Genomic DNA, 24,373 nt, shown 5'->3' on the forward strand with positions numbered 1-24,373 from the left:
CGATAAAAAACCTGCACTATAGAAATACGATAGGGTTTTTGAGGAGTGGTAACTAGTTATGAATGAAAATTACAAAGAAACAAAACATGATTTAGAACGCATCGCATTTATGGAAAAAGAATTGCGTTATATTTCGGGTATTATTAAGCAAAAAGGACGAGAAATTTTAAATTCCTATACGATTACACCGCCTCAATTTGTCGCCTTGCAATGGCTGTTCGAACACGGAGATATGACAATCGGCGATTTGTCGAACAAAATGTTCTTAGCGTTCAGCACCACAACTGACTTGGTTGATCGCATGGAGAAAAATGAGATGGTCGTTCGTATACGAGAAGAACAAGATCGTCGTGTTGTACGGATCAAATTGTTAAAAGAAGGCGAACGGGTAATTGAAGAAGTAATTCAAAAGCGCCGTGAATACTTGAATACGGTATTAGAAGATTTTACTGAAGATGAATCAGAGCAATTTGCAGCATTACTTGAAAAACTGCACACAAACATGAAATAGGATAGAGGCGATGACGTTGAATGCGCCAATTGGAGTAATTGATTCAGGAGTCGGGGGACTCACTGTCGCAAAAGAAATTATGAAGCTATTGCCGAATGAGCAAATTTGTTATATTGGCGATAATGCGCGATGTCCATACGGTCCGCGTCCGCTATCGGAAGTTCGGACTTATACGTGGCAAATGGCTAATGCATTGATGAAAAAAAACATAAAAATGTTGGTCATCGCCTGCAATACGGCAACAGCAGCTGCATTATACTCTCTACAAAAAAACTTGCCGATTCCTGTAATCGGTGTTATTTTTCCAGGAGCACGCGCAGCGGTTAAATCTTCCACAACCAATAAAATAGCCGTTTTGGGTACTTCAGGGACAGTGAAAAGTGGAGCTTATGAAAAAGCCATCTTGTCTTTAGTATCTTCAGCTCATGTGGTTCAGCTTGCATGTCCGCGATTTGTCCCTCTTGTAGAAAGTGATGAATACGAAGGGGAATTTGCGCATCGGATTGTTCAAGAAACATTGGCAACTATCGCTTATGAGGAATTCGATACAGCCATTTTAGGTTGTACCCATTATCCTTTGCTACAAGGTTTTATCGAAGAAGTGCTTGGAGATACTGTCCATGTTCTTTCGTCAGCAGAAGAAACAGCGAAAGACGTTGAACGTTACTTAAACTACAAAAATCAATTTGCCAAACGAGAAAAACCTCCAGTACACCGTTTTTATACATCGGGGTCTACCCAAATCTTTAGCTCAATTGTTCGAAAGTGGTTGGAGATTGAAGAGCCGATCATTCATTCAATCCGATTTCCAAAAACCTGATAGCTCATGCTGTCAGGTTTTTGTCGTTATGTGCGAAATATGGTAAGCTATTGAGCATATATTAAGGAGGATTTTAATGACACGCATAGATAATAGACTAACAAACGAATTGCGTCCCGTAACCGTGGACGTTGAATACTTGATTCACCCAGAAGGTTCGGTATTAATCACAGTGGGCCAAACAAAAGTAATTTGTACGGCAACCATTGAAGAAAAAGTTCCAGGTTTTTTACGTGGCCAAGGAAAAGGATGGATCACAGCAGAATATTCCATGTTACCGCGTGCGACAAATAGCCGGAATCGCCGCGAAGCTTCTGCGGGTAAAATCGGTGGACGTACAATGGAGATTCAACGTTTAATCGGCCGTGCATTGCGCGCAGTTGTTGATTTAGAGAAACTAGGCGAGCGTACGCTATGGATAGATTGCGACGTCATCCAAGCGGATGGTGGAACTCGTACAGCATCTATTACAGGTGCCTTTATCGCAATGACAATGGCTATTGGTAAGCTTGAGTTACCAGAATTTCCAGTAACGGATTTTCTAGCGGCTACAAGTGTAGGTGTCACTGCTGAAAATGGACCGATTCTAGATTTGAATTATGTTGAAGATTCAAGTGCGGAAGTAGATATGAACTTAGTGATGACCGGTGCAGGCCATTTTGTTGAACTGCAAGGCACAGGTGAAGAATCAACCTTTACGCGTGCTCAGTTGAACGAGTTACTGGATCTTGGAGAAGCTGGAATTCGTCAATTGATCGCGATGCAACAAGATGCATTAGGTGAACTAGCTGAACGAATTGGCGATAAGGTGCCAGCAGAACTATGAAACGAATAGTAATTGCAACTCAAAATAAAGGAAAAGCAAAAGATTTTGAAGCGCTACTTGCGCCACTAGGATATGAAGTTTTAACGCTTCTAGATGTAGCACAAGATATGGACGTGGAAGAAACCGGTGTAACGTTTGAAGAAAACGCCATCTTAAAAGCAGAAGCGGTATCGAAAGAGTTGAACATACCGGTTATTTCTGACGATAGCGGTTTAGAAGTTGATGCGTTAAACGGTGAACCAGGTGTATACTCTGCGCGTTATGCAGGTGGCGAAAAGAGCGACAATGCGAATATCGATAAAGTACTTGAGAAATTAACTGGCGTGGCTGATAACGAACGCACAGCACGTTTCCGATGCGTGCTAGCAGTCGCAGCTCCAGGACAACAAACGCAAACTTTCTCAGGGTCATGCGAAGGTAGAATTTTGGATACACGTCGGGGCGAAAATGGTTTTGGTTACGATCCAATTTTTTATGTGCCGAGTTTAGAAAAAGCAATGGCTGAGTTATTGCCGCATGAAAAAGCAGCCATTTCACATCGTGGCAATGCATTGCGTGAACTTAAACAAAGCATGCCGAATTGGTTGAGTGAACAAAACTAAGTCGTTGAAAAATTATTTTAATGTTTTTTTAAAATAGCGTTGACTTTTCTTTAAATCATTTCTATAATTAAAATTGTCTTTCAATAGAAAAGCAAAGCCGTCAGCGAAAGCCGGCGCCACCGTCTAGACTTTAAGAAAGCTTTGGTCTCAGTAGCTCAGCTGGATAGAGCAACGCCCTTCTAAGGCGTCGGTCGGGGGTTCGAATCCCTCCTGGGACATTATAGGAATGTACATAATCCGCAAAAAACCTTCTCTACGTTTACTAAACGTAGAGAAGGTTTTTTGTATTCGTTCGATGAACACTGAAACCATTACGCATTCAGGACGTACTATACTTGAAGAGGTAGTTCTAGGCATTGGCTTATCTTTTCTAGCGAAAGTGATGGAACTTAGCTATGAACAAAAGCTTTTGTAGTAAGTATGTTGCATCGAGGTTATTGTTTTCTACATAAAGGGAATATGATATGATTATGAAACACAAAAGAGGTGGTAAAGTGCGAAAGAAATACCGGGAGTTGAAACGCAAGGGGAATGTCATTGTCTTTCCAACCACAGTGGAACGTTTACTGGCAGAAGGTATGACTTATTTAAAAGAAGAGAAGTACGAAGATGCTCGGGACAGTCTGTATCAGGTGCTTAGTTACGAACCTGAACACGCAGCTGCACTGGGAGGCTATACTTATTGTCTGTATGAGCTTGGAGAGTTTGGGGAAGCTCTAGAAGTGTGCAGAGAATTGTTGCAAATCGGTCCTATCCACTATTTGGAGACGATGGAGCTATACATAAGTATTTTAATGCAAGTCCGTGAATTTGAAGAAGCAGAAAAGATGATCGAGGTTTTAATAGAAGAAAAGGTATTGCCTGAAGAGCGATTAGAGCAGTTTCAGCAATTGCGTGAATTGAACGAACGCATTTCAGTGAATGCAACGTCAGAGAAAGTGGATGCATCACTGTATGCGATTGAAAACTTTCTATCGTTACATCCTTCAGAACAAGAACAACTTATTCTAGCGTTACCAACGACATCTTATCAAGCTCTCAAAAAAAAGCTGCTGGCAATCATTGAACATGTAGAAGCGGATTTGTTGACGAAAACATACATATTATTTATGCTGTCTCAAGAGAAGATTGATGCTGAAGTAAGAGTGCAAAAATTCCATTACAAAGGGGTATTCATAATTAGTGAATTACCTGATCCGGTAAATGACGGACGCATACAAAAAATCTCCGCTATTATGGAAGAAGCTTTAGAAAAAGATCCGACTCGTCTAGAACTCGTAAAAGAATTATTTGAACGCCATATTTACTTGCTATATCCGTTTATGTGGGATGACTTTAATGAAAAAGAAATAGCACAAGCGTATATGGATTATACGGCCGGGTTATTTACTGGAATAAGCTCATTTAGTGAAGATGAAAAGCTGCTAGAGTTGATTCAACAGGCTGAACTTTGGTTTGAGATGCGTAATGGGTAGAAATAGTTGAACCTGCGTGCATCTGTGCTATAATATTGAAGTTGTCAAAAATCGTAGAGAACGTTAAATGACTTTTAAGAAAATGTTTGGAGGGCTTATAATTATGTCAGCAAAATGGGAAAAACAAGAAGGTAACACAGGAGTCTTAACAGTAGAAGTTCCTGCAGAAGAAGTAAACGCAGGTCTTGATAAAGCGTTTAAGAAAGTTGTTAAAGAAATCAACGTGCCAGGATTCCGTAAAGGGAAAATGCCTCGTCAAATGTTCGAAAAACGTTTTGGTGCTGAGTCACTTTACCAGGATGCATTAGATTTCATCCTACCTGACGCATACGCAAACGCTGTTGAAGAAGCAGGAATCAACCCAGTTGACCGTCCTGAAATCGACATCGAAACAATCGAAAAAAACCAACCTCTAGTGTTTACTGCTAAAGTAATCGTAAAACCTGAAGTTGAGCTTGGCGAATACAAAGGTCTTGAAGCGTCAAAACCTGATACAGAAGTAACTGACGAAGATATCGAAAAACAATTGAAAGAAAACCAAGAGCGTTTGGCTGAGTTGACTGTTAAAGAAGACGAAGCAATCGTTGAAGGCGATACAGCTGTTATCGATTTCGAAGGATTTGTAGATGGAGAAGCATTTGAAGGCGGACAAGGAAATGATTATTCTCTTGAAATCGGTTCAAACTCATTCATCCCAGGATTTGAAGAGCAATTGGTAGGCGTTAAAGCTGGAGAAGAAAAAGAAGTTGAAGTTTCTTTCCCAGAAGAATACCATGCTGCTGAACTTGCAGGAAAAGCTGCAACGTTCAAAGTAAAAGTAAGCGAAGTTAAAGGCAAAGAACTTCCTGAGCTTAACGACGAATTGGCAAAAGAAATTGACCCAGAAGTTGAAAGCTTAGAAGCTCTACGCACAAAAATGAAAGATAGCTTAGTTGCTGAGAAAAAATCAGCTGCTGATGCGAAACTTCGTGACGAATTGGTTCAAAAAGCTGCTGAAAATGCAACAATCGACATTCCTCATGCAATGATCCACACTGAAATGGATCGCATGATGAGCGATTTTGAACAACGTTTAACGCAACAAGGTATGAACCTTGAGCTATACTTCCAATTCTCTGGTCAAGACGAAGCTGCACTTCGTGAGCAAATGCACGGTGATGCTGAAACACGCGTACGCGTTTCAATGACACTTGAAGCAATTGCTAAAGCTGAAAACATGCAAGTAACTTCAGAAGACATCGATAAAGAGCTTGAAAAAATGGCTGCTCAATTCAGCATGGACATTGAACAGATCAAAACAGCTTTAGGTGGAACTGAAATGCTTGAAAATGATATCCGTATGCAGAACACAGTTGAGTTCCTAGTGGACAACGCTAAAATTTCTGAATAACTCATAAGTAACATATAAGTTTTAGGGAAAACAAGGTGCGGAAACGTACCTTGTTTTCCACTACATAGAAGACCGGCTTTATATGTAAGTAGCAGCAAAATTGACGCTGAATCTAATTAGTTGCTACAATTACGATAATCTTGTAAGATAATTGCTTGAATAGGGGTGAATACATTGTTCAAATTCAATGACGAAAAAGAGCATTTAAAATGTTCGTTTTGCGGTAAACCACAAGAGCAAGTTCGTAAACTGGTGGCAGGACCAGGTGTTTATATTTGTGACGAGTGTATTGAGCTTTGTACGGAAATCGTAGAAGAAGAGCTTGGTACAGACGAAGAAGTAGAATTTAAAGAAGTACCTAAGCCAAAAGAAATTTTAGACATTTTAAATGGCTATGTGATCGGTCAGGAAAAAGCGAAAAAATCATTGGCTGTAGCAGTTTATAATCACTACAAGCGCGTAAATTCTAATAGTAAGATTGACGACGTTGAATTGTCGAAATCGAATATCGTACTGATTGGACCAACAGGAAGCGGGAAAACCTTGCTTGCACAAACATTGGCTCGTATTCTGAATGTGCCGTTTGCTATTGCTGACGCCACTTCATTAACTGAAGCAGGTTATGTCGGTGAAGACGTAGAAAACATTCTACTCAAACTGATTCAAGCAGCAGATTATGACGTTGAACGTGCAGAAAAAGGGATTATCTATATCGATGAAATTGATAAAGTAGCCCGTAAATCTGAGAACACATCAATTACACGTGATGTATCTGGTGAAGGCGTGCAGCAAGCACTTCTGAAAATTTTAGAAGGCACAACTGCAAGCGTACCTCCTCAAGGTGGACGCAAGCATCCTCATCAAGAATTTATCCAAATCGATACGACGAATGTATTATTTATCGTAGGTGGAGCTTTTGACGGAGTCGATCAAATTATTAAACGCCGTCTAGGCAATAAAATCATCGGTTTCGGTGCAAACCCAAACAAAGAAGAAATCGACGAGAAATCATTGCTTAGCCAATTGATTCCGGAAGATTTATTGAAATTTGGTTTGATTCCAGAATTTGTCGGTCGTTTGCCTGTATTGGCAAGCCTTGAACAATTGGATGAAAAAGCGTTAGTTGAAATTTTGACTGAACCTAAAAATGCATTGATCAAGCAGTACCAGAAAATGATGGAGCTAGATGGCGTCAAATTAACGTTTGAGCCTGAAGCACTTGTAGCAATTGCGAAACTGGCAATTGAGCGCAAAACTGGTGCACGTGGACTTCGTTCAATTATTGAGAACACGATGCTTGAAGTAATGTTCGATTTACCTTCACGTGAAGATATTGTCGAATGTGTCATTACAAAAGAAACTGTTGCCGATAGCGTGCCACCTAAACTAATCTTAGAAGATGGTTCAGAGTACGTTAGCGACAACGATGAGAAAACATCCGCGTAATGAGTGGAATTTCACCCAGCAGGCAAAGTTTACTGGGGGAACGTTAAACCAATCAAAAGGATGATACGGGCTGACTCTGATCGTGCGCATCCGCACCTTCTGAGTTAGCCCGTTTTTGTTAGAAAAGCAAAGCAACTTATAAATTAGATGCTACTAATTCATGTTTAAAATATCCCCGGAGGTGACTTCCTAGATGGCGAAGAAAAAAGTAACGAAACACGTTCCATTATTACCATTACGTGGACTTCTTGTTTTTCCGACGATGGTGCTGCATATAGATGTTGGCCGCGACCGTTCTGTAGCGGCATTAGAGAAAGCCATGCTAGATGACAATATTGTCTTTTTAGCAACGCAAAAAGATATGAGCGTTGAAGAGCCAAGAAGAGCAGATCTTCACAAAATCGGAACATTGGCTTATGTGAAGCAAATGTTGAAATTGCCAAACGGTACGATTCGTGTATTGGTTGAAGGATTAGAACGTGGCCAATTAAAAAATTATGACGAAGAAGAAAACTTCACAACGGTAGAAGTAACTCCTTTTGCTGATGAAACAGAAAGAGATGCCGAACAAGATGCGTTAATGCGTTTGTTGTTGGAGCATTTCGAGAATTACGCTAAAAGTTCGAAAAAAGTTAGTACTGAAACGTACAATACCGTAGCGGATATTGAAGAACCAGGGCGTTTAGCAGATATGGTCGCTTCTCATTTATCGATGAAAGTAGCTGCAAAACAAGAAGTTTTGGAAACCTTTGATATTAGCAAACGTTTAGAATTGTTAATCACTCGGTTACACAGTGAACAAGAAGTAGTCGATCTTGAAAAAAAGATTAACCTTCGTGTTAAAAAAGCAATGGAGCAAACGCAAAAAGAATTTTATTTGCGCGAGCAGATGAAAGCCATTCAATCCGAACTTGGCGATAAAGACGGAAAATCAGCTGAAGTTGTTGATTTGAAAAAACGGATTGAAGATGCAAAAATGCCAGAGTCTACGGAAAAAACCGCTCTTAAAGAACTTGACCGTTACGAAAAACTTCCTGCAGCGGCTGCAGAAAGTGGCATTATTCGTAATTACATTGAATGGCTCGTGACGATTCCATGGTCAGAAGCGACAGAAGATCGGTTGGATATTAAGTACGCTGAAGACGTATTAGATCGCGACCACGACGGTTTAGAAAGCGTTAAAGAACGTGTGCTGGAGTATTTAGCTGTACAACAAATGACCAATTCTTTGCGTGGACCTATTCTTTGTTTAGTTGGACCTCCTGGGGTCGGTAAAACTTCATTAGCGAAGTCGATTGCTGAGTCACTCGATCGTAATTTTGTTCGCGTTTCACTCGGTGGCGTTCGTGATGAATCGGAAATCCGCGGTCATCGTCGTACATATGTAGGGGCGATGCCTGGACGAATCATTCAAGGAATGAAAAAAGCGGGTACTGTGAACCCTGTGTTCTTATTGGATGAAATCGATAAAATGTCGAATGATTTCCGTGGGGATCCATCTTCAGCGATGCTAGAAGTATTGGACCCAGAACAAAACAATTCGTTTAGTGACCATTACATTGAAGAGACATACAATCTTTCAAATGTCCTTTTCATTGCCACAGCGAATGATCTTGGATCAATTCCAGGACCGCTGCGTGACCGGATGGAAGTCATCACGATTGCGGGCTATACAGAAGTCGAAAAACAAATGATTGCGAAAAATCATTTGGTTCCAAAGCAATTAAAAGAACACGGCTTATCGGCAGAACAATTACAGTTTGAAGAGGATGCTTTGTTAAACGTAGTACGTTACTATACGCGTGAAGCAGGAGTCCGCGGGCTAGAACGTCAAATTGCTTCGATTTGCCGAAAAGTAACAAAACAAATTGTTTCAAAAGAAGAAGAACACGTTGTTGTCGGAGAAAAAGAAGTCGAGGCTTATCTTGGGAAACGCAAATTCCGCTATGGTATGGCAGAGTCTGAAAACCAAGTGGGTGTTGCTACTGGGCTAGCTTATACCACAGTGGGCGGAGATACACTTCAAATTGAAGTTTCATTGTCTGCAGGTAAAGGTAAACTGCAATTGACTGGTAAACTTGGCGATGTCATGAAAGAATCTGCACAAACTGCTTTGTCGTTTGTTCGAGCACGTGCGGAATCACTTGGCATCGACCCGAAATTCCATGAATCGCATGATATTCACATTCACGTTCCAGAAGGTGCCGTTCCGAAAGACGGACCATCTGCTGGGATTACGATTGCAACAGCTTTAGTGTCTGCGTTAACGAAACGTCCAATTCGACGTGAAGTAGGCATGACCGGCGAAATCACCCTTCGTGGACGCGTACTCCCAATCGGTGGAATTAAAGAAAAAACCTTGAGCGCGCATCGTGCTGGGTTGAAAACCATCATTTTGCCAATCGACAATGAGCGAGACCTGGAAGACATTCCAGAGACAATCCGCAAAGAGATGACATTTAAATTGGTCTCTCAAGCAGATGAGGCATTAGAAATCGCCTTAGAAGGAGAAAATGAATGAAAGTTAATAATGTAGAACTAGTTATCAGTGCCGTTCGTCCAGATCAATACCCAGAAGACGGCTTGCCAGAATTTGCTTTAGCTGGAAGGTCAAACGTTGGTAAATCATCTTTTATCAACAAAATGATTGGCCGCAAGAGCATGGCGCGTATTTCATCAAAACCAGGTAAGACACAAACTCTTAACTTCTATAAAATTGAAGAGAAATTATTTTATGTTGATGTACCAGGTTATGGTTATGCGAAAGTATCAAAAAGCGAACGTGAAGCATGGGGCAAAATGATTGAACGGTATATTACTGGCCGTGAGCCATTGCGTGCCGTTATTCAAATCGTTGACTTACGTCATCCGCCAAGCAAAGACGATGTCGCTATGTATGATTTCATGAAACATTTTGAAATTCCATGTATCATTATTGCAACAAAAGCGGATAAAATTCCAAAAGGTAAATGGGACAAGCATAAGAAAATTGTCCGCACGACTTTGGAGATGGAGAAAACCGATCCATTAATCGTCTTCTCTTCTGAAACAGGATTGGGTAAAGATGAAGCATGGCAAGAAATTGAAAGCAGAATGTAAAACAAAAAGCGCAGCCCTTGGGCTGCGCTTTTTGTTGTGGAATTTTGGTATAGTGATGTACTTTAAGGGTTAAAATCTTCATAACTTGTTAATGCGTTAACAGTTAATTCTGACTAAGAGCGTTATACTTGTGACGTGGAAAACAGTTTGCTAGTATTAATTTATAATAATTATAATCAGGAGCTAGGTTCATGCCTTGTTCACAATTTTAGAGTCAACATTATGCATAAAAGTGTTATACTTAATAGAGATGAAATATTGAACGTGAAAGGTGTTTTGTACCCATGCACACATTAGTAGTCGGTGTGAATTATCGCTCTGCACCTGTGGAGATACGTGAAAAGTTATCATTTATCGAAAATGATTTGCCACAGGCGATGGAATCGTTAAAACAACAAAAAAGCATATTGGAAAACGTGATTGTTTCCACCTGCAACCGGACGGAAATTTATGCAGTCGTGGATCAACTTCACACAGGTAAATACTATGTAAAGCAGTTTCTTGCTGATTATTTTGGCTTACCAAAAGAAGAGATTTCTCAGTACTTATTCATTCATGAGCAGGATGCGGCGATTGAGCATTTATTCCGTGTAACGGCTGGTATCGATTCGATGGTATTGGGTGAAACTCAAATTTTGGGTCAAGTAAGAAATAGTTTCCTTGCTGGACAAGAGCAAGGTACGACAGGAACTATCTTTAATCAATTGTTCAAACAAGCTGTAACTTTGGCAAAAAGAGCGCATTCGGAAACAGCGATTGGCGAAAATGCCGTGTCAGTTTCTTATGCAGCTGTTGAACTTGGTAAGAAGATTTTTGGCACGCTTAAAAACAAGCACGTTGTTATTTTAGGGGCCGGAAAAATGGGTGAATTGGCTATCAAAAACTTGCAAGGCAGTGGAGCGGACCGTGTGACGGTTATTAACCGTACATTCGAAAAAGCTGAATTACTGGCTGACAAATTTGGTGGCAATGCAAAACCGTTGAGTCAATTACAATGTGCATTGTTAGAAGCGGATATTTTGATCTCTTCTACAGGCTCAACAGATTTCGTCATTGATCTTGAATTGATGCAGTTTGTAGAAAAACTTCGTAAAGGCAAACCGTTGTTTATGGTTGATATTGCCGTACCACGTGATATGGATCCGCGTATCGGTGATTTACCAAATGTCTTTTTGTACGATATTGATGATATGCAAGGAATTGTAGAAGCGAATTTAGCAGAGCGCGAACGTGCAGCGGGTGAAATCATGACAATGATCGATCAAGAAGCACTCCAGTTTAACGACTGGCTAACAACACTTGGCGTCGTGCCGGTAATTTCTGCCCTCCGCCAAAAAGCACTTGGCATTCAGGCTGAGACGATGGCGAGTATTGAAAACAAAATGCCGGATTTGACGGATCGTGAAAAGAAAATTCTTAATAAACATACCAAATCGATTATCAACCAATTGTTAAAAGATCCAATTTTGCAAGCGAAAGAAATGGGCGGGGCTCCTAAATCCCGTGAACAGCTAGAACTATTCATGCAAATCTTTGGTATCGAAGAGGAAGTTGAAAAAGAAATAGAAAAACAGTCGAAAGCTCCACAAAAGAAAACGGATAAAGCTGTACATCAAACCGAAAATTCATCAACTGAAACTCCCAGGTATTCATTTTAAGCTTTTTAAAAGAGGCGTTTTCGAATCTATATGTTAAAATGTAGAGACGAAACGCCTTTAACTATGGAGATGAAGGGGAATGGAATGGCTGATATAACAATGGCAAGGCTGCATGAAGCTATGGTTATTCTATATGCTGTCAGCCTTGTTTTTTATTTTATAGATTATTTATATAAAGAAAAAAAAGCAATTCGCATTGCGATGAGTTTACTCGGCATTGTGTGGGTATTACAAACCATTTTTTTAGTATTGTATATTTTTGAAACCCAACGTTTTCCAGTATTGACTTTGTTTGAAGGGATTTATTTTTATGCTTGGCTGTTGGTAACATTGTCGATCGTTTTAAGGATATTTTACCGATTTGATTTTGTGGTGTTTTTCATCAATGTTATTGGTTTTATCTTTATGACAATCCACACATTTTCACCGGTACAAATCGAACAATCACCTGTTGGCGATGCATTAGTATCGGAATTATTGTTTATCCATGTTAGTTTTGCGATTCTATCGTATGTGGCATTTTCGTTGTCGTTTGTGTTTGCAGCGCTCCACATGGTTTTGTATAGAATGCTTAAGAAGAAAAAATGGACGAAACAATGGGCAAATTTGCCATCGCTTGGACAAACCCAACAATTTATGACCATTTCAATTTTAGTTGGTATTTCATTGTTGTTTGTGTCACTTGTACTCGGTTTACAATGGGCGGTTATTTCACTGCCGGAGTTTTCATTATTAGACATGAAGATTATCGGATCTTTTGTTTTGCTGGTATTATACAGCTTGGTTCTTTGGCGACATCGTAAAGGTTCGTTAAATGGTATGAATTATGCACTGGCTCATACGTATTTATTTTTAGTGCTGCTCATCAATTTCTTTTTAGGCAGTCGGTTATCTGATTTTCATTTTTGGTATTAAAGAGAGGTAGGATATAATTGAGAAAAATTATTGTAGGTTCGAGAAGAAGCAAGCTAGCGTTAACTCAAACAAACCAGTTTATTGATAAATTAAAAGCAGCAGGTGTACCTTTTGAATTTGAAATAAAAGAAATTGTGACAAAAGGCGATCGTATTGTCGATGTTATGCTTTCTAAAGTTGGCGGAAAAGGCTTGTTTGTAAAAGAAATCGAGCAAGCACTTTTTGAACGCGAAATCGATTTTGCTGTACACAGCATGAAAGATATGCCTTCTGTTTTACCGGAAGGTTTGGCAATTGGTTGTATTCCGGAACGTGAAGACCCTCGCGATGCCTATATTGCAAATGACCATGTAAAGTTATTGGACTTACCAGTTGGAGCAGTTGTTGGAACAAGCAGCTTACGCCGTAGTTCACAATTGCTATTATTGCGTCCTGACCTTGATATTCAATGGATTCGCGGCAATATCGACACACGTCTTGCAAAACTGCAAGCAGGTGATTTTGACGCCATTATTTTAGCGGCAGCTGGGTTAAAACGTATGGGTTGGAAAGATGATTTAGTAACAGAATTCCTTGAAGTGGATGAATGTCTACCAGCAATCGGACAAGGATCACTCGGGATTGAGTGCCGCGTGGAAGATACAGAACTTCTTAGTGAATTAGCAAAACTAAATCATGAAGATACAGCTTTAGCAGTAAACGCTGAACGTAAATTCCTTAAAGATATGGATGGCAGCTGCCAAGTGCCTATCGCTGGATATGCAACAGTGAATAATGGAGAAGTAACGTTTACAGGACTTATTTCTTCACCAGAAGCTGACCAAGTGTTTAAAGAAATGGCAATTAGCCATGACCCAATCGAAGCAGGACGGATTGTTGCTGAGAAAATTAGTGCTCAAGGCGGTTACGATTTAATTCAACGTGTCAAAGCTGAAAGTAATGTCTAATAGCAAAAAACTGCTTGAAGGAAAAACAATCGTTTTTACCGGTTCTAGAAAACCGGTAGAAGCGATTTCTCATGCACAATCATTTGGAGCAATAACAAAGTACGTTCCACTTGTTGAAACAATTGTTCGCCAGTCACAAAAGCCGGATTTTACGGAATATGACTGGCTCATTTTCACAAGTCGTACAAGCGCAGAAGTGTTTTGTTCGTTCAATGAAACCGTGTCAGCTAAAATTGCCGCAGTCGGTAATCAGACGGCGGCAGTTTTAGAAAGACATGGTCACCAAGTGGAGTTTATTCCGAAAGTGTTTAGTGCGGATCAGTTTATCCAAGAATTCCCGCCCGTCTCAGGAAGAGCAAAATGTTTGTTTATTAAAGGGCAAATGGCGAAAAACACCATCTCCACTATGTCCATGCAAGTTGATGAATGGACGGTTTACGATACTGCGTTAAACGGTGAGAATGCGAAAACTATAACTCAATTCAAAGACGTTATTGTTTTGTTTGCTAGTCCTTCTGCGGTAAAAGCCTATCGTCAAGCAGGGGGCAATTGGTCTAATATCCAAGTCGCTGCAATTGGTCACGTAACGAAAAAAGCCATTACCGATAATGGTGGCACAGTGGATTTTATGCCTGAAAGATATACGTATATTGAAGTCATCAATGAAATAGCGAAAGGAAGTTTGTTTACATGAAAGAATTGAATTTTAATCGTCATCGCCGTTTACGCGGTTCAGCTAATCTTCGTTCAATGGTTCGCGAAACAAGCTTACATAAAGAGGATTTTATTTATCCGATTTTTGTAGTTGAAGGAGAAAATATAAAAAACGAAATTTCATCAATGCCTGGTGTATTCCAGTTTTCGATGGATAATTTAGGTGTAGAGCTGGATGAAGTGGTTGATCTTGGTATTCCTTCCGTTATTCTTTTCGGCGTACCAAATGAAAAAGATGCAGTCGGAACGCAAGCGTACCATGATCACGGCATCACGCAAGAAGCAATTCGGTTTGCGAAAAAACGTCATCCAGAATTAGTCGTTATCGCTGATACATGTCTTTGTCAGTATACCGATCATGGCCATTGCGGCGTAATCGAAGAGGGTGTTATCTTAAATGATGAATCACTTGATTTATTGGCGCGTACTGCTGTGTCTCAAGCAAAAGCGGGAGCTGATATTATTGCACCATCAAATATGATGGACGGTTTTGTTGCAGCGATTCGTTACGGATTAGACCAAGCCGGATTTGATAATACGCCAATTATGTCTTACGGCGTTAAATATTCCTCTGCCTATTACGGACCTTTCCGCGAAGCAGCTCACAGCACGCCTCAATTTGGAGACCGGAAAACCTATCAAATGGACCCGGCAAACCGTATGGAAGCGTTGCGTGAAACAGCTTCTGATGTTCAAGAAGGCGCAGATTTCATGATTGTTAAACCAGCATTGTCGTATTTGGATATTATTCGCGAAGTTCGCGACAATTTCGATATTCCCATCGTTGCCTACAACGTTTCAGGTGAATACGCGATGGTCAAAGCAGCTGCAGCAAATGGCTGGATTGACGAGAAAAAAATCGTTTTGGAAACTTTATTAAGCATGAAGCGCGCAGGAGCGGATATCGTTATGACGTATCACGCAAAAGACGCAGCACGCTGGTTGGAGGAAAAAGAATGACATACGAAAAATCATTAGCCGCATTTACGGAAGCCAAAACTTTAATGCCGGGCGGCGTTAACAGCCCGGTTCGTGCGTTTAAATCAGTCAATATGGATCCGATTTTCATGCAATCTGGAAGTGGCGCGACAATTAAAGACGTTGATGGCAACACGTATATCGACTACGTTTTGTCTTATGGTCCACTTATTTTAGGTCACGCACAAGAAGATGTCGTCAAAGCCATTCAAGAAACGGCTGCACTTGGAACATCGTTCGGTGCACCAACAGAACTAGAAAACCAAATGGCAAAATTAGTCATGGACCGTGTGCCGTCAATCGAAATGGTGCGTATGGTGTCTTCTGGAACAGAAGCGACGATGAGCGCATTGCGCGTAGCTCGTGGCTACACTGGCCGCGACAAAATCTTGAAATTTGAAGGCTGCTACCACGGCCATGGCGACAGCTTGTTAATCAAAGCAGGTTCAGGCGTTGCAACTTTAGGTTTGCCAGACTCACCTGGTGTTCCAGCATCAGTTGCTCAAAACACCATTACAGTACCTTTCAATGACCTTGAAAGCGTGCGTTTAGCTTTTCAAGAGTTCGGCAATGAATTAGCGGCTGTTATTGTAGAACCAGTTGCAGGTAATATGGGCGTTGTGCCTCCAAGCGAAGGGTTCTTAATGGAACTTCGCAACTTAACTCAAGAAAATGGCACAGTGCTAATTTTCGATGAAGTTATGACAGGATTCCGTGTAGGTTATAACTGTGCACAAGGCTATTATGGTGTAACACCAGATATGACTTGTCTCGGCAAAGTAATCGGTGGCGGTTTACCAGTCGGTGCATTCGGAGGCAAACGTGAAATTATGGAACAAGTTGCACCAAGTGGCTCGATTTACCAAGCAGGTACATTATCTGGTAACCCACTTGCCATGCGTGCAGGCTTTGAAACACTTTCACGCTTATCAGAAGAAAGCTATGACACGTTCATCGAACGCGGTGATCAACTAGAAAAAGGATTCCGCGAAGCTGCAACAAAATACAACATCCCGCACACAGTTAACCGTGCAGGTTCAATGATTGGGGTATTCTTCACAAATGAAGACGTAGTTGATTTCGAATCAGCAAAAACTTCTGACCTTGAACTGTTCGCAAATTACTACCGCTTGATGGCGGAAGAAGGCATTTACTTGCCACCTTCCCAGTTTGAAGGCATGTTCCTATCGACTGCCCATACGGAAGAGCATATCGCAAAAACCGTAGAAGCATTCCATACCGTATTTGCTAAACTGGCACGTTAATAAAATAAGTAGAGCTATCCCAAGAAGACACGAAAATGTTTTTTGCGGATAGCTCTTTTTTATATGTGGTGATTTTTATCTATTTAGATGCACATTTAACAGTGCAAAATTTCCGGTTGTAGGAAATCGTTGTTTTCCGTTCCGATGCTCGCTTTCCGCGGGCACAGCCTCAGCCGCTTCACTCACGCTGTTCGCTCCAGGGTCTTCGGCTCGTGCTGATGCCGCAGGAGTCGAGCATCTGCACTCCAATCAGCTAGTCATATGACTTTAATAGAAAGTTATCTTGCTGAATAAAAGTAATATTTTTTTAATGAATATCATTCAAGAATAATAATGAAACAATGCTGATAAGCCTCTTCGTTTTTTATGCACATTTATGTTATAAAAAACCCCTGGTTTGTAGAAACAAGAGAAAGCGATAAATTCAACCCATTAACTCAACCTAAATGAAGTTCACTCATTAAGCTTCGGCGCGTCCAAGGGCTAGGCGATGCGAAAAGACCGGTGCACTTCCAGGCTTATCGCGAGAGCCATGCCCAAAGCGCTCGAAGCGACAAAAGAAAGCGAAGCAACCTAACACCCCAGCCCAATCAAAAAGATGTTCATTCACCAAGCTTCGGCGCGTCCAAGGGCTAGGCGAAGCGAAAAGACTGGTGTACTTCCAGGCTTATCGCGAGAGCCATGCCCAAAGCGACCGAAGCGACAAAAGAAAGCGAAGCAACCTAACACCCCAGCCCAATCAAAAAGATGTTCATTCACAAAGCGATGCTCGTCCAAGGGCTAGGCGAAGCGAAAAGACTGGTGTACTTCCCGGCTTATCGCGAGAGCCATGCCCAAAGCGACCGAAGCGACAAAAGAAAGCGATGTAAACTATCTACAAGACCCAACTAAAAAGATGTTCCCACACTAAGCTTCGACGCGTTCAAGGGCTAGGCGAAGCGAAAAGACTGGTGCACTTCCGGGCTTATCGCGAGAGCCATGCCCAAAGCGACCGAGGCGGAATAAGAAAGCGACAAAACCTATCCAAACCACTCCATAAAAAGGTGTCCATTCACCAAGCGAGGCGCGTCCAAGGGCTAGGCGAAGCGAAAAGACTGGTGCACTTCCAGGCTTATCGCAGGAGCCATGCCCAAAGCGTCCGAAGCGACATAAGAAAACGATGCAAACTATCTACAAGACCCAACCAAAAAGATGTTCCCACACCTAGCGAGGCGCGTCCAAGGGCTAGGCGAAGCGAAAAGACCGGTGCACTTCCCGGCTTATCGCGAGAGCCATGCCCAAAGCGACCGAAGCGACAAAAGAAAGCGATGCAACCTAACACCCCAGCCCAATTAAAAAGATGTTCATTCACAAAGCGAGGCGCGTCCAAGGGCTAGGCGAAGCGAAAAGACTAGTGCACTTCCAGGCTTATCGCAGGAGCCATGCCCAAAGCGACCGAATCGTTATAAGAAGGTGACACATTCAATCCATTCCATCTATCTAAAAAGAAGTTCGCATACAAAGCACTCGAAGCCACATAAGAAAGCAAATCACACTAACCCAACAATACTAAAATAACTTGACGCTAAAACCTTCTTTTGAGTACAATAAGAGTAATTAGATATTCATGCGTTGATGAGGATAGTAGGGTATACGGGCATTTCAGAGAGAAGACCATTTGGTGAGAGGTCTTTATGGCGTATAGTTGAATGTCACCTCGGAGCAGTTGCCGTGAAATGAGTAGCGGGAACCGGACTTAACATCCGTTATGAAACTTGAGAGCCAGGTCTGTAACTAGACCTGTGTATAAAGGTGGTACCGCGAAAAACTCCTTCGTCCTTTACAGACGACAGGAGTTTTTTGCGTTCTACCAGAAATTAAAGGAGGAATTCCCATGACTGAACAAATGTCCACAAAGTACGATCCGCAATCAATTGAAAAAGGCCGTTATGATTGGTGGGTCGACAAAAAATTCTTTGAAGCAAAACCAGAAAGCGGCAAAACGCCGTATACCATCGTAATTCCTCCACCAAACGTTACCGGCAAGCTACACTTAGGTCATGCTTGGGACACAACATTACAAGACATCATGACACGCATGAAACGTATGCAAGGTTTTGACGCATTATGGCTTCCAGGAATGGACCATGCTGGTATTGCAACGCAAGCCAAAGTAGAAGGCAAACTAAAAGAAGAAGGACGTTCACGTTACGATTTAGGACGCGAAGCGTTTCTTGAAGAATCATGGAAATGGAAAGATCAATACGCAGGACATATCCGCGAGCAATGGGCTAAATTAGGTTTAGGACTTGATTATTCGCGTGAGCGTTTCACATTAGATGACGGATTGTCAAAAGCCGTACGTGAAGTATTTGTAAAACTATACGAGAAAAAACTCATTTACCGCGGTAAATACATCATCAACTGGGACCCGAATACACAAACGGCAATTTCGGATATTGAAGTAATTCATAAAGACGTAAAAGGTGCTTTTTATCATATGCGTTACCCGCTTGCTGACGGCAGTGGACACATTGAAATTGCCACGACACGACCAGAAACAATGCTTGGCGATACGGCTGTCGCGGTTCACCCGAAAGATGATCGCTATAAGCATTTAATTGGCAAAAAAGTTATTTTGCCAATCGTTGGTCGCGAAATTGAAATTGTTGCAGACGATTACGTAGATAGAGAATTTGGAAGTGGTGCTGTTAAAATCACACCGGCTCATGACCCAAATGACTTTGAAATTGGGAACCGTCATAATTTAGAACGTGTACTTGTGATGAACGAAGACGGTTCAATGAACGAAAACGCTGGTAAATACGAAGGGCTTGATCGTTTCGAATGCCGTAAACAAATCGTTAAAGACTTACAAGACATGGACGTGTTGTTCGAAATCGAAGAGCATATTCATTCAGTTGGTCACTCAGAGCGTAGCGGTGCTGTAGTGGAACCTTATTTATCCACTCAATGGTTTGTTGATATGCAACCACTTGCTGCTGCATCTGTAGAAGCACAAAAAAGTGGAGACGGTGTTAATTTTGTGCCAGATCGTTTCGAGAAAACGTATTTACACTGGATGGAAAACATACGCGACTGGTGTATTTCCCGTCAATTGTGGTGGGGACATCAAATTCCAGCTTGGTATCATAACGAAACAAATGAGATTTACGTAGGACACGAAGCACCAGCGGACGCTGAAAACTGGACACAAGACGAAGATGTACTAGACACATGGTTCTCATCTGCCTTGTGGCCGTTCTCAACACTTGGCTGGCCAGAAGAAAACGATGATCTTAGCCGTTACTACCCAACAGATGCATTAGTTACAGGCTATGACATCATCAACTTCTGGGTATCGCGTATGATTTTCCAAGCATTAGAATTCACTGGTGAAAAACCGTTTAAAGACGTATTGATTCACGGACTGGTACGCGATGCAGAAGGACGCAAAATGTCGAAATCACTTGGTAACGGCGTCGATCCAATGGACGTGATTTCTCAGTACGGAGCAGATTCACTGCGTTATTTCTTAGCGACAGCATCGTCTCCAGGACAAGATCTTCGTTATGCGAACGACAAAGTTGAGTCGGTATGGAACTTTGCCAATAAAATCTGGAATGCGTCTCGTTTTGCATTGATGAACATGGAAGGCATGACATACGACCAAATCGACTTATCAGGCAAAAAGTCAGTTGCCGATTCATGGATTTTAACTCGTTTAAATGAAACTATTGAACAAGTGACAGAACTTGCAGAACGCTATGAATTTGGTGAAGTTGGACGTTCGCTTTATAATTTCATCTGGGATGATTTCTGTGACTGGTATATCGAAATGTCGAAATTGCCATTATACGGTGAAGACGAAAGAGCGAAGAAGATGACGCGTTCGGTACTTGCTTATGTACTTGATAACACAATGCGTTTATTGCATCCGTTCATGCCATTTATCACAGAAGAAATTTGGCAGAACTTGCCGCACGAAGGCGAATCGATTACGATTGCAGCTTGGCCAACAGTAGATGACTCGTTAACAAACCAAAGTCAGTCTTCTAGTATGAAATTATTAATGGACGTGATTCGTTCAGTACGTACGATTCGAGCAGAAGTACAGTCGCCAATGAGCAAAAAAGTGCCGTTGACGATTTCAGCAAAAGATGCCAACACTCATGCGGTATTAGAAGCCAACGCAGCCTACATCGAACGTTTCTGTAATCCAGAAACCTTAACAATTGGTGAAAACATCGTAGCTCCTGAAAAATCGATGTCAGCAGTAGTATCAGGTGCTGAATTGTTCATGCCACTTGAAGGCTTGATCGATATTGATGCAGAGCTTGCTCGTTTAAACAAAGAACTTGAAAAATGGGCAAAAGAAGTAAAACTCGTTAGTGGTAAACTATCGAATGAACGCTTTGTTTCAAAAGCACCAGAAGCAGTAGTTGCTGAAGAACGTGCGAAACAAGCTGATTACATGGAAAAACACGCAACAGTTGAAAAACGCATTGAAGAACTAAAAAATCTATAAAACGACAAAACCGCTTTCCCATAATGGGAGAGCGGTTTTTTTAATGGTTCACAAGCTAATAAGTTGAACTATAAAACTAATATTTCAAATCGCTTCGGCCGCTTTGGGCATAGCTCTCGCAAAAAGCCAGGCAAAGAATGCCAGTCTTCTTGCTTCGCTTAGCCCTTGGCCGCGCCTGCGCTAAGAAATTTACTAAATCAGGTGTGCCTATATTTATACGTTGTTTTTATAAAAGATAGTGGAAAAAAAGGTGGAGAATCTAGTCTAACTTAAATAGAAATTATTTCAGTCGATCTTCCCGCTGAAAAGGAGCATGTTTTTCCGTTTTTTGTATGTGTTCGACAAATAGTTCCGCAATATTTTCGTCATGCGTTTTGTAAAACGAACGGGCTCCGACGGGATCTTCGATTTCATTAAATACATGCCGTCCATCTTCAAGTAGCAAAAAGTCTATTCCAACATAGTCGCTATTTAACGCACGTGCAATGCGCAATACGTCTTTTTCTTGAGCTGCTGTTAAGATGTATTTTTCAACTGTTGCGCCTAGTGAGTAATTGGCTTTAAAGGAATCAGTCGAAATGCGTTTTACGGCACCAACTACTTTGGTACCTATTACATAAGCACGAATATCAGCCACGTGCGCAATAATCGGTTGGAAAAGTAGGGGAGAAGTGGTGATTGGTATATCTTCATCTGAATGGAGTAGCCATACTTCTGAACCGCCATGTCCGTCCATAGTTTTTACCACGCACGGATATTCGGGTGCTTGTCGGTAACTTGGTATAGTAGGAACACCGAGCAACATAAACAACTCAAAACTTTTCCATTTGTCGTTGGCAACGCGATTCACTTCTGCGCGATTGATCAAGTGAAGGCCTTGATCTTCTAAAAAACGAGCGGCTTTTGGTCGTCGTGCGCGAAAGACAACGAGTTCACCGACTAGATTAGCCGCCAGTCGTGTCAGTCCTTCATCGCTCCAGTCGTCCCATTCGACCAAATCAAAATGTCCAAATCGCTGTAATTCATCTATAAACCCATGATTCCGTTTTGCATCTTGTGTTTCATAAAGAAGTTTCATGACAAGTCCTCCAATATATAAGCAATCATGGCATCTGCAACATTGATTCCAGTGACATTCAAAATATTGCGGATGTGTGCAGCAGCATTGACTTCACAAACGAGAGGTTTTTCACTTTCTCCATATAACAAATCAACACCTGCAAAAGTTGCACCGACTGCTTGGGCGGCAGCTAGCGCAACTTCTTGTTGTGCTGGAGTTAATTCGATCGGGGATGCCACACCGCCATTGGTAATATTGGCGCGGAAATCGGTTGTTGAATGGCGATGCATGGCAGCTACAATTCGTCCACCAACAATATTAACGCGTATATCGCGACCACGGCTCGATTCGATAAATTCTTGAAAGACAAAATCAATTCCTCTGAGGCTCTCGACTTTTTCGTAAAATTGTTGTTCTGTTTCAATCAAATATACTTTCATACCGAAAGAACCATGTCCTTCTTTTATAATCATCGGTAGTTTCAAGCGTGCAATGACTTTTTCAAAATAACCCGAATGAATGATCGAGAAATTCGGATAAACTTTTGGAGCTACGATAGTCCTTGGCATTGGCAAGTCGTGAGCGGCCAACTGTACATATTGTGTGGCTTTATTGTCACATAAATCAATAACGGCCGGATCGTTGTAAACGGGAACACCACGGCTTTTTAAAAAATAGCCTAGTAAAATATCCTTATCCAATAATATTGCAAAATCAGGTATACTTAAATTTACTGATAAATCCATAATAGTTTCATAATTTTTCATAATTTTTACAGATACGCCTGCTCGTTGTGCTGCTTCAGCAACTAAACTCGCTTGGTCTGCAAATTTATCGGAAACTAAGCTTCCGTTGTAAATCACCCAACAACTCGTCATATCGATTCCACCTTCGTGCTATAATCATACTCAAAAAGTGTATCATGTTTATTGAAGAAATGAGGCTACTAATGATAATTGGACTTGAACATTATAAAGAAAAATGGAGTATCCAAACAGATACTGCCATTCACCCAGGTTTAGAAGCCATTACAGCAGCTCTTGAAGAAGTTGGTAATCCACATAAAGGTGGAAAGTTCATTCACTTAGCAGGAACAAATGGAAAAGGATCAACTGCGACTTTTTTATCTAGCATACTGCAGGCTCATGGATATTCTGTCGGTAACTTTTATTCACCATGCATTGAGGACCTCCATGATCAAATTCAGTTAAATAGTAATCCCATTAGTCCCCAGGAACTTGAACCCATTATGCAACAGCTAAGTCATGTGAAAACACCATTAACAGATTTTGAATTGTTAACGATAGCGGCATTATTGGTTTTCAGAAAACACGCACCTGACTTTGCGATTATAGAAGCGGGTATGGGTGGAGCTTTAGATAGTACGAATGTGATTATCCCCGAAATTGCGATAATCCCGTCAATTTCTATTGATCACATTAATTTCTTAGGAAATTCAATAGAAGAAATCACTTGGCATAAAGCAGGGATTATAAAAAAATGGCAGCCTGTTGTAATTGGAGAACTGCCAGAAAAATCGCTAGCGATTATTCGGAAAACTGCGAATGATCTTCATGCTGAAGTGATTAGGCCTAAAGCCTTTAAAGACCTCTCGTTAAAATTGAAAGGGCCTCATCAATTAGGAAATGCTAGTTTAGCTATGGAAGCTGCTAAAGAGCTGCTTAGAAAAGACTTTAGTGAAGAAAAAGCCATAAATGCTTTGTCATCCGCAAATATTGCCTATCGTTTTGAAGAAGTTTTTCCGGGGGTTATTTTTGATGGAGCGCATAATCAAGCGAGTGCAGAAGCCTTAGTCAAGACGGTGAGGGAAGTGTATCCAGGCCGTTCTATCCATGTAGTAATGGGGATTCTTAAAGATAAAGATTATATAAATGTACTTCGTGAATTGGAAACAATAAGCGACCATTTCACTTTTATAGAGTTTGATTATGAGAAAGCGTTACCAGCCGAAAAACTATTATTAGAATGTGGTATAAAAAGGAAGACAATACTAAAATATAATGATATATTACCTGTATGCGAAAAAGATGAAGTGACTTTAGTCACGGGTTCTTTATATTTACTATCCCTTCTAAGAAACGCTAAGTATTCATTTTTCCGTCTTTATCAAGAATAAAAAGTGAATAGTCGTAATTTGTA

The 24,373-nt window shown here is 41.1% G+C and carries 19 protein-coding genes, 1 tRNA gene and 1 other annotated feature; of the genes, 18 read left to right on the forward strand and 2 right to left on the reverse strand.

What is annotated here, in order from left to right; genetic code table 11:
- The first annotated feature begins 58 nt into the window (after window positions 1-58).
- The 17 genes from BBI08_RS06860 (at window position 59) to BBI08_RS06940 (ending at window position 21,153) form a co-directional block, all read left to right on the forward strand.
- The gene (locus BBI08_RS06860; protein ID WP_008496507.1) at window positions 59-511 is read left to right on the forward strand and encodes a MarR family winged helix-turn-helix transcriptional regulator; all 453 of its coding nucleotides are present in this window, start codon (window positions 59-61) and stop codon (window positions 509-511) included.
- A 16-nt stretch (window positions 512-527) separates the two neighbouring features.
- Window positions 528-1,331 (forward strand): glutamate racemase, encoded by an 804-nt coding sequence (gene racE / locus BBI08_RS06865; RefSeq protein WP_065527890.1) that lies wholly within the window; start codon window positions 528-530, stop codon window positions 1,329-1,331.
- 76 nt (window positions 1,332-1,407) lie between these two features.
- A complete protein-coding gene (rph, locus tag BBI08_RS06870) occupies window positions 1,408-2,157 on the forward strand; it encodes a ribonuclease PH (RefSeq protein WP_008496508.1) in 750 nt (249 codons plus the stop codon).
- Window positions 2,154-2,759 (forward strand): XTP/dITP diphosphatase, encoded by a 606-nt coding sequence (locus BBI08_RS06875; protein ID WP_008496509.1) that lies wholly within the window; start codon window positions 2,154-2,156, stop codon window positions 2,757-2,759. Before rph ends, BBI08_RS06875 begins: the two co-directional genes overlap by 4 nt.
- Window positions 2,760-2,903: 144 nt before the next feature.
- Window positions 2,904-2,977: transfer RNA gene (locus BBI08_RS06880), tRNA-Arg, on the forward strand.
- Window positions 2,978-3,223: 246 nt separating this feature from the next.
- On the forward strand, window positions 3,224-4,234 hold the full coding sequence (locus BBI08_RS06885; protein WP_236610125.1) for a tetratricopeptide repeat protein: 1,011 nt from the start codon (window positions 3,224-3,226) through the stop codon (window positions 4,232-4,234).
- 103 nt (window positions 4,235-4,337) lie between these two features.
- Window positions 4,338-5,624 (forward strand): trigger factor, encoded by a 1,287-nt coding sequence (tig, locus tag BBI08_RS06890; RefSeq protein ID WP_065527891.1) that lies wholly within the window; start codon window positions 4,338-4,340, stop codon window positions 5,622-5,624.
- Window positions 5,625-5,798: 174 nt separating this feature from the next.
- Window positions 5,799-7,070 carry an ATP-dependent protease ATP-binding subunit ClpX gene (gene clpX, locus BBI08_RS06895; RefSeq protein WP_008496512.1) on the forward strand — a complete coding sequence of 424 codons (1,272 nt, stop codon included), beginning with the start codon at window positions 5,799-5,801 and terminating at the stop codon, window positions 7,068-7,070.
- Between the two features lie 193 nt (window positions 7,071-7,263).
- Window positions 7,264-9,591, forward strand: a complete 2,328-nt coding sequence (gene lon / locus BBI08_RS06900; RefSeq protein WP_065527892.1) for an endopeptidase La — start codon at window positions 7,264-7,266, stop codon at window positions 9,589-9,591.
- Window positions 9,588-10,169, forward strand: coding sequence for a ribosome biogenesis GTP-binding protein YihA/YsxC (gene yihA, locus BBI08_RS06905; protein ID WP_008496516.1), 582 nt, complete (start codon window positions 9,588-9,590; stop codon window positions 10,167-10,169). The genes lon and yihA overlap by 4 nt, the downstream gene beginning before the upstream one ends.
- Window positions 10,170-10,453: 284 nt before the next feature.
- Window positions 10,454-11,827 (forward strand): glutamyl-tRNA reductase, encoded by a 1,374-nt coding sequence (gene hemA, locus BBI08_RS06910; protein WP_008496518.1) that lies wholly within the window; start codon window positions 10,454-10,456, stop codon window positions 11,825-11,827.
- Between the two features lie 84 nt (window positions 11,828-11,911).
- Complete coding sequence (gene ccsA, locus BBI08_RS06915; RefSeq protein ID WP_065527893.1) at window positions 11,912-12,742, forward strand: cytochrome c biogenesis protein CcsA; 831 nt, start codon at window positions 11,912-11,914, stop codon at window positions 12,740-12,742.
- Between the two features lie 17 nt (window positions 12,743-12,759).
- A complete protein-coding gene (gene hemC, locus BBI08_RS06920) occupies window positions 12,760-13,689 on the forward strand; it encodes a hydroxymethylbilane synthase (protein ID WP_008496520.1) in 930 nt (309 codons plus the stop codon).
- On the forward strand, window positions 13,682-14,383 hold the full coding sequence (locus BBI08_RS06925; RefSeq protein WP_008496521.1) for a uroporphyrinogen-III synthase: 702 nt from the start codon (window positions 13,682-13,684) through the stop codon (window positions 14,381-14,383). The genes hemC and BBI08_RS06925 overlap by 8 nt, the downstream gene beginning before the upstream one ends.
- A complete protein-coding gene (gene hemB, locus BBI08_RS06930; protein WP_065527894.1) occupies window positions 14,380-15,363 on the forward strand; it encodes a porphobilinogen synthase in 984 nt (327 codons plus the stop codon). Before BBI08_RS06925 ends, hemB begins: the two co-directional genes overlap by 4 nt.
- Window positions 15,360-16,646: a glutamate-1-semialdehyde 2,1-aminomutase gene (gene hemL, locus BBI08_RS06935; protein ID WP_008496523.1), complete on the forward strand. Its 1,287-nt coding sequence runs from the start codon at window positions 15,360-15,362 to the stop codon at window positions 16,644-16,646. The genes hemB and hemL overlap by 4 nt, the downstream gene beginning before the upstream one ends.
- A gap of 1,602 nt (window positions 16,647-18,248) precedes the next feature.
- Window positions 18,249-18,469 (forward strand) — a binding site (T-box leader).
- Window positions 18,470-18,519: 50 nt separating this feature from the next.
- The gene (locus tag BBI08_RS06940; protein WP_008498902.1) at window positions 18,520-21,153 is read left to right on the forward strand and encodes a valine--tRNA ligase; all 2,634 of its coding nucleotides are present in this window, start codon (window positions 18,520-18,522) and stop codon (window positions 21,151-21,153) included.
- A 280-nt stretch (window positions 21,154-21,433) separates the two neighbouring features.
- Here BBI08_RS06940 and BBI08_RS06945 read toward each other — a convergent pair whose 3' ends face one another.
- Together BBI08_RS06945 and BBI08_RS06950 are read right to left on the reverse strand one after the other, a co-directional pair.
- Window positions 21,434-22,231, reverse strand: a complete 798-nt coding sequence (locus tag BBI08_RS06945; RefSeq protein WP_008498903.1) for an ATP-grasp domain-containing protein — start codon at window positions 22,229-22,231, stop codon at window positions 21,434-21,436.
- Window positions 22,228-23,091 carry an ATP-grasp domain-containing protein gene (locus BBI08_RS06950; RefSeq protein WP_008498904.1) on the reverse strand — a complete coding sequence of 288 codons (864 nt, stop codon included), beginning with the start codon at window positions 23,089-23,091 and terminating at the stop codon, window positions 22,228-22,230. The genes BBI08_RS06945 and BBI08_RS06950 overlap by 4 nt, the downstream gene beginning before the upstream one ends.
- A gap of 71 nt (window positions 23,092-23,162) precedes the next feature.
- Between BBI08_RS06950 and BBI08_RS06955 the strand changes: the two genes are divergently transcribed.
- A complete protein-coding gene (locus tag BBI08_RS06955) occupies window positions 23,163-24,350 on the forward strand; it encodes a bifunctional folylpolyglutamate synthase/dihydrofolate synthase (protein ID WP_008498905.1) in 1,188 nt (395 codons plus the stop codon).
- The last annotated feature ends 23 nt before the right edge of the window (window positions 24,351-24,373 follow it).

The organism is Planococcus halocryophilus (genome assembly GCF_001687585.2).
Lineage (GTDB): Bacteria > Bacillota > Bacilli > Bacillales_A > Planococcaceae > Planococcus > Planococcus halocryophilus.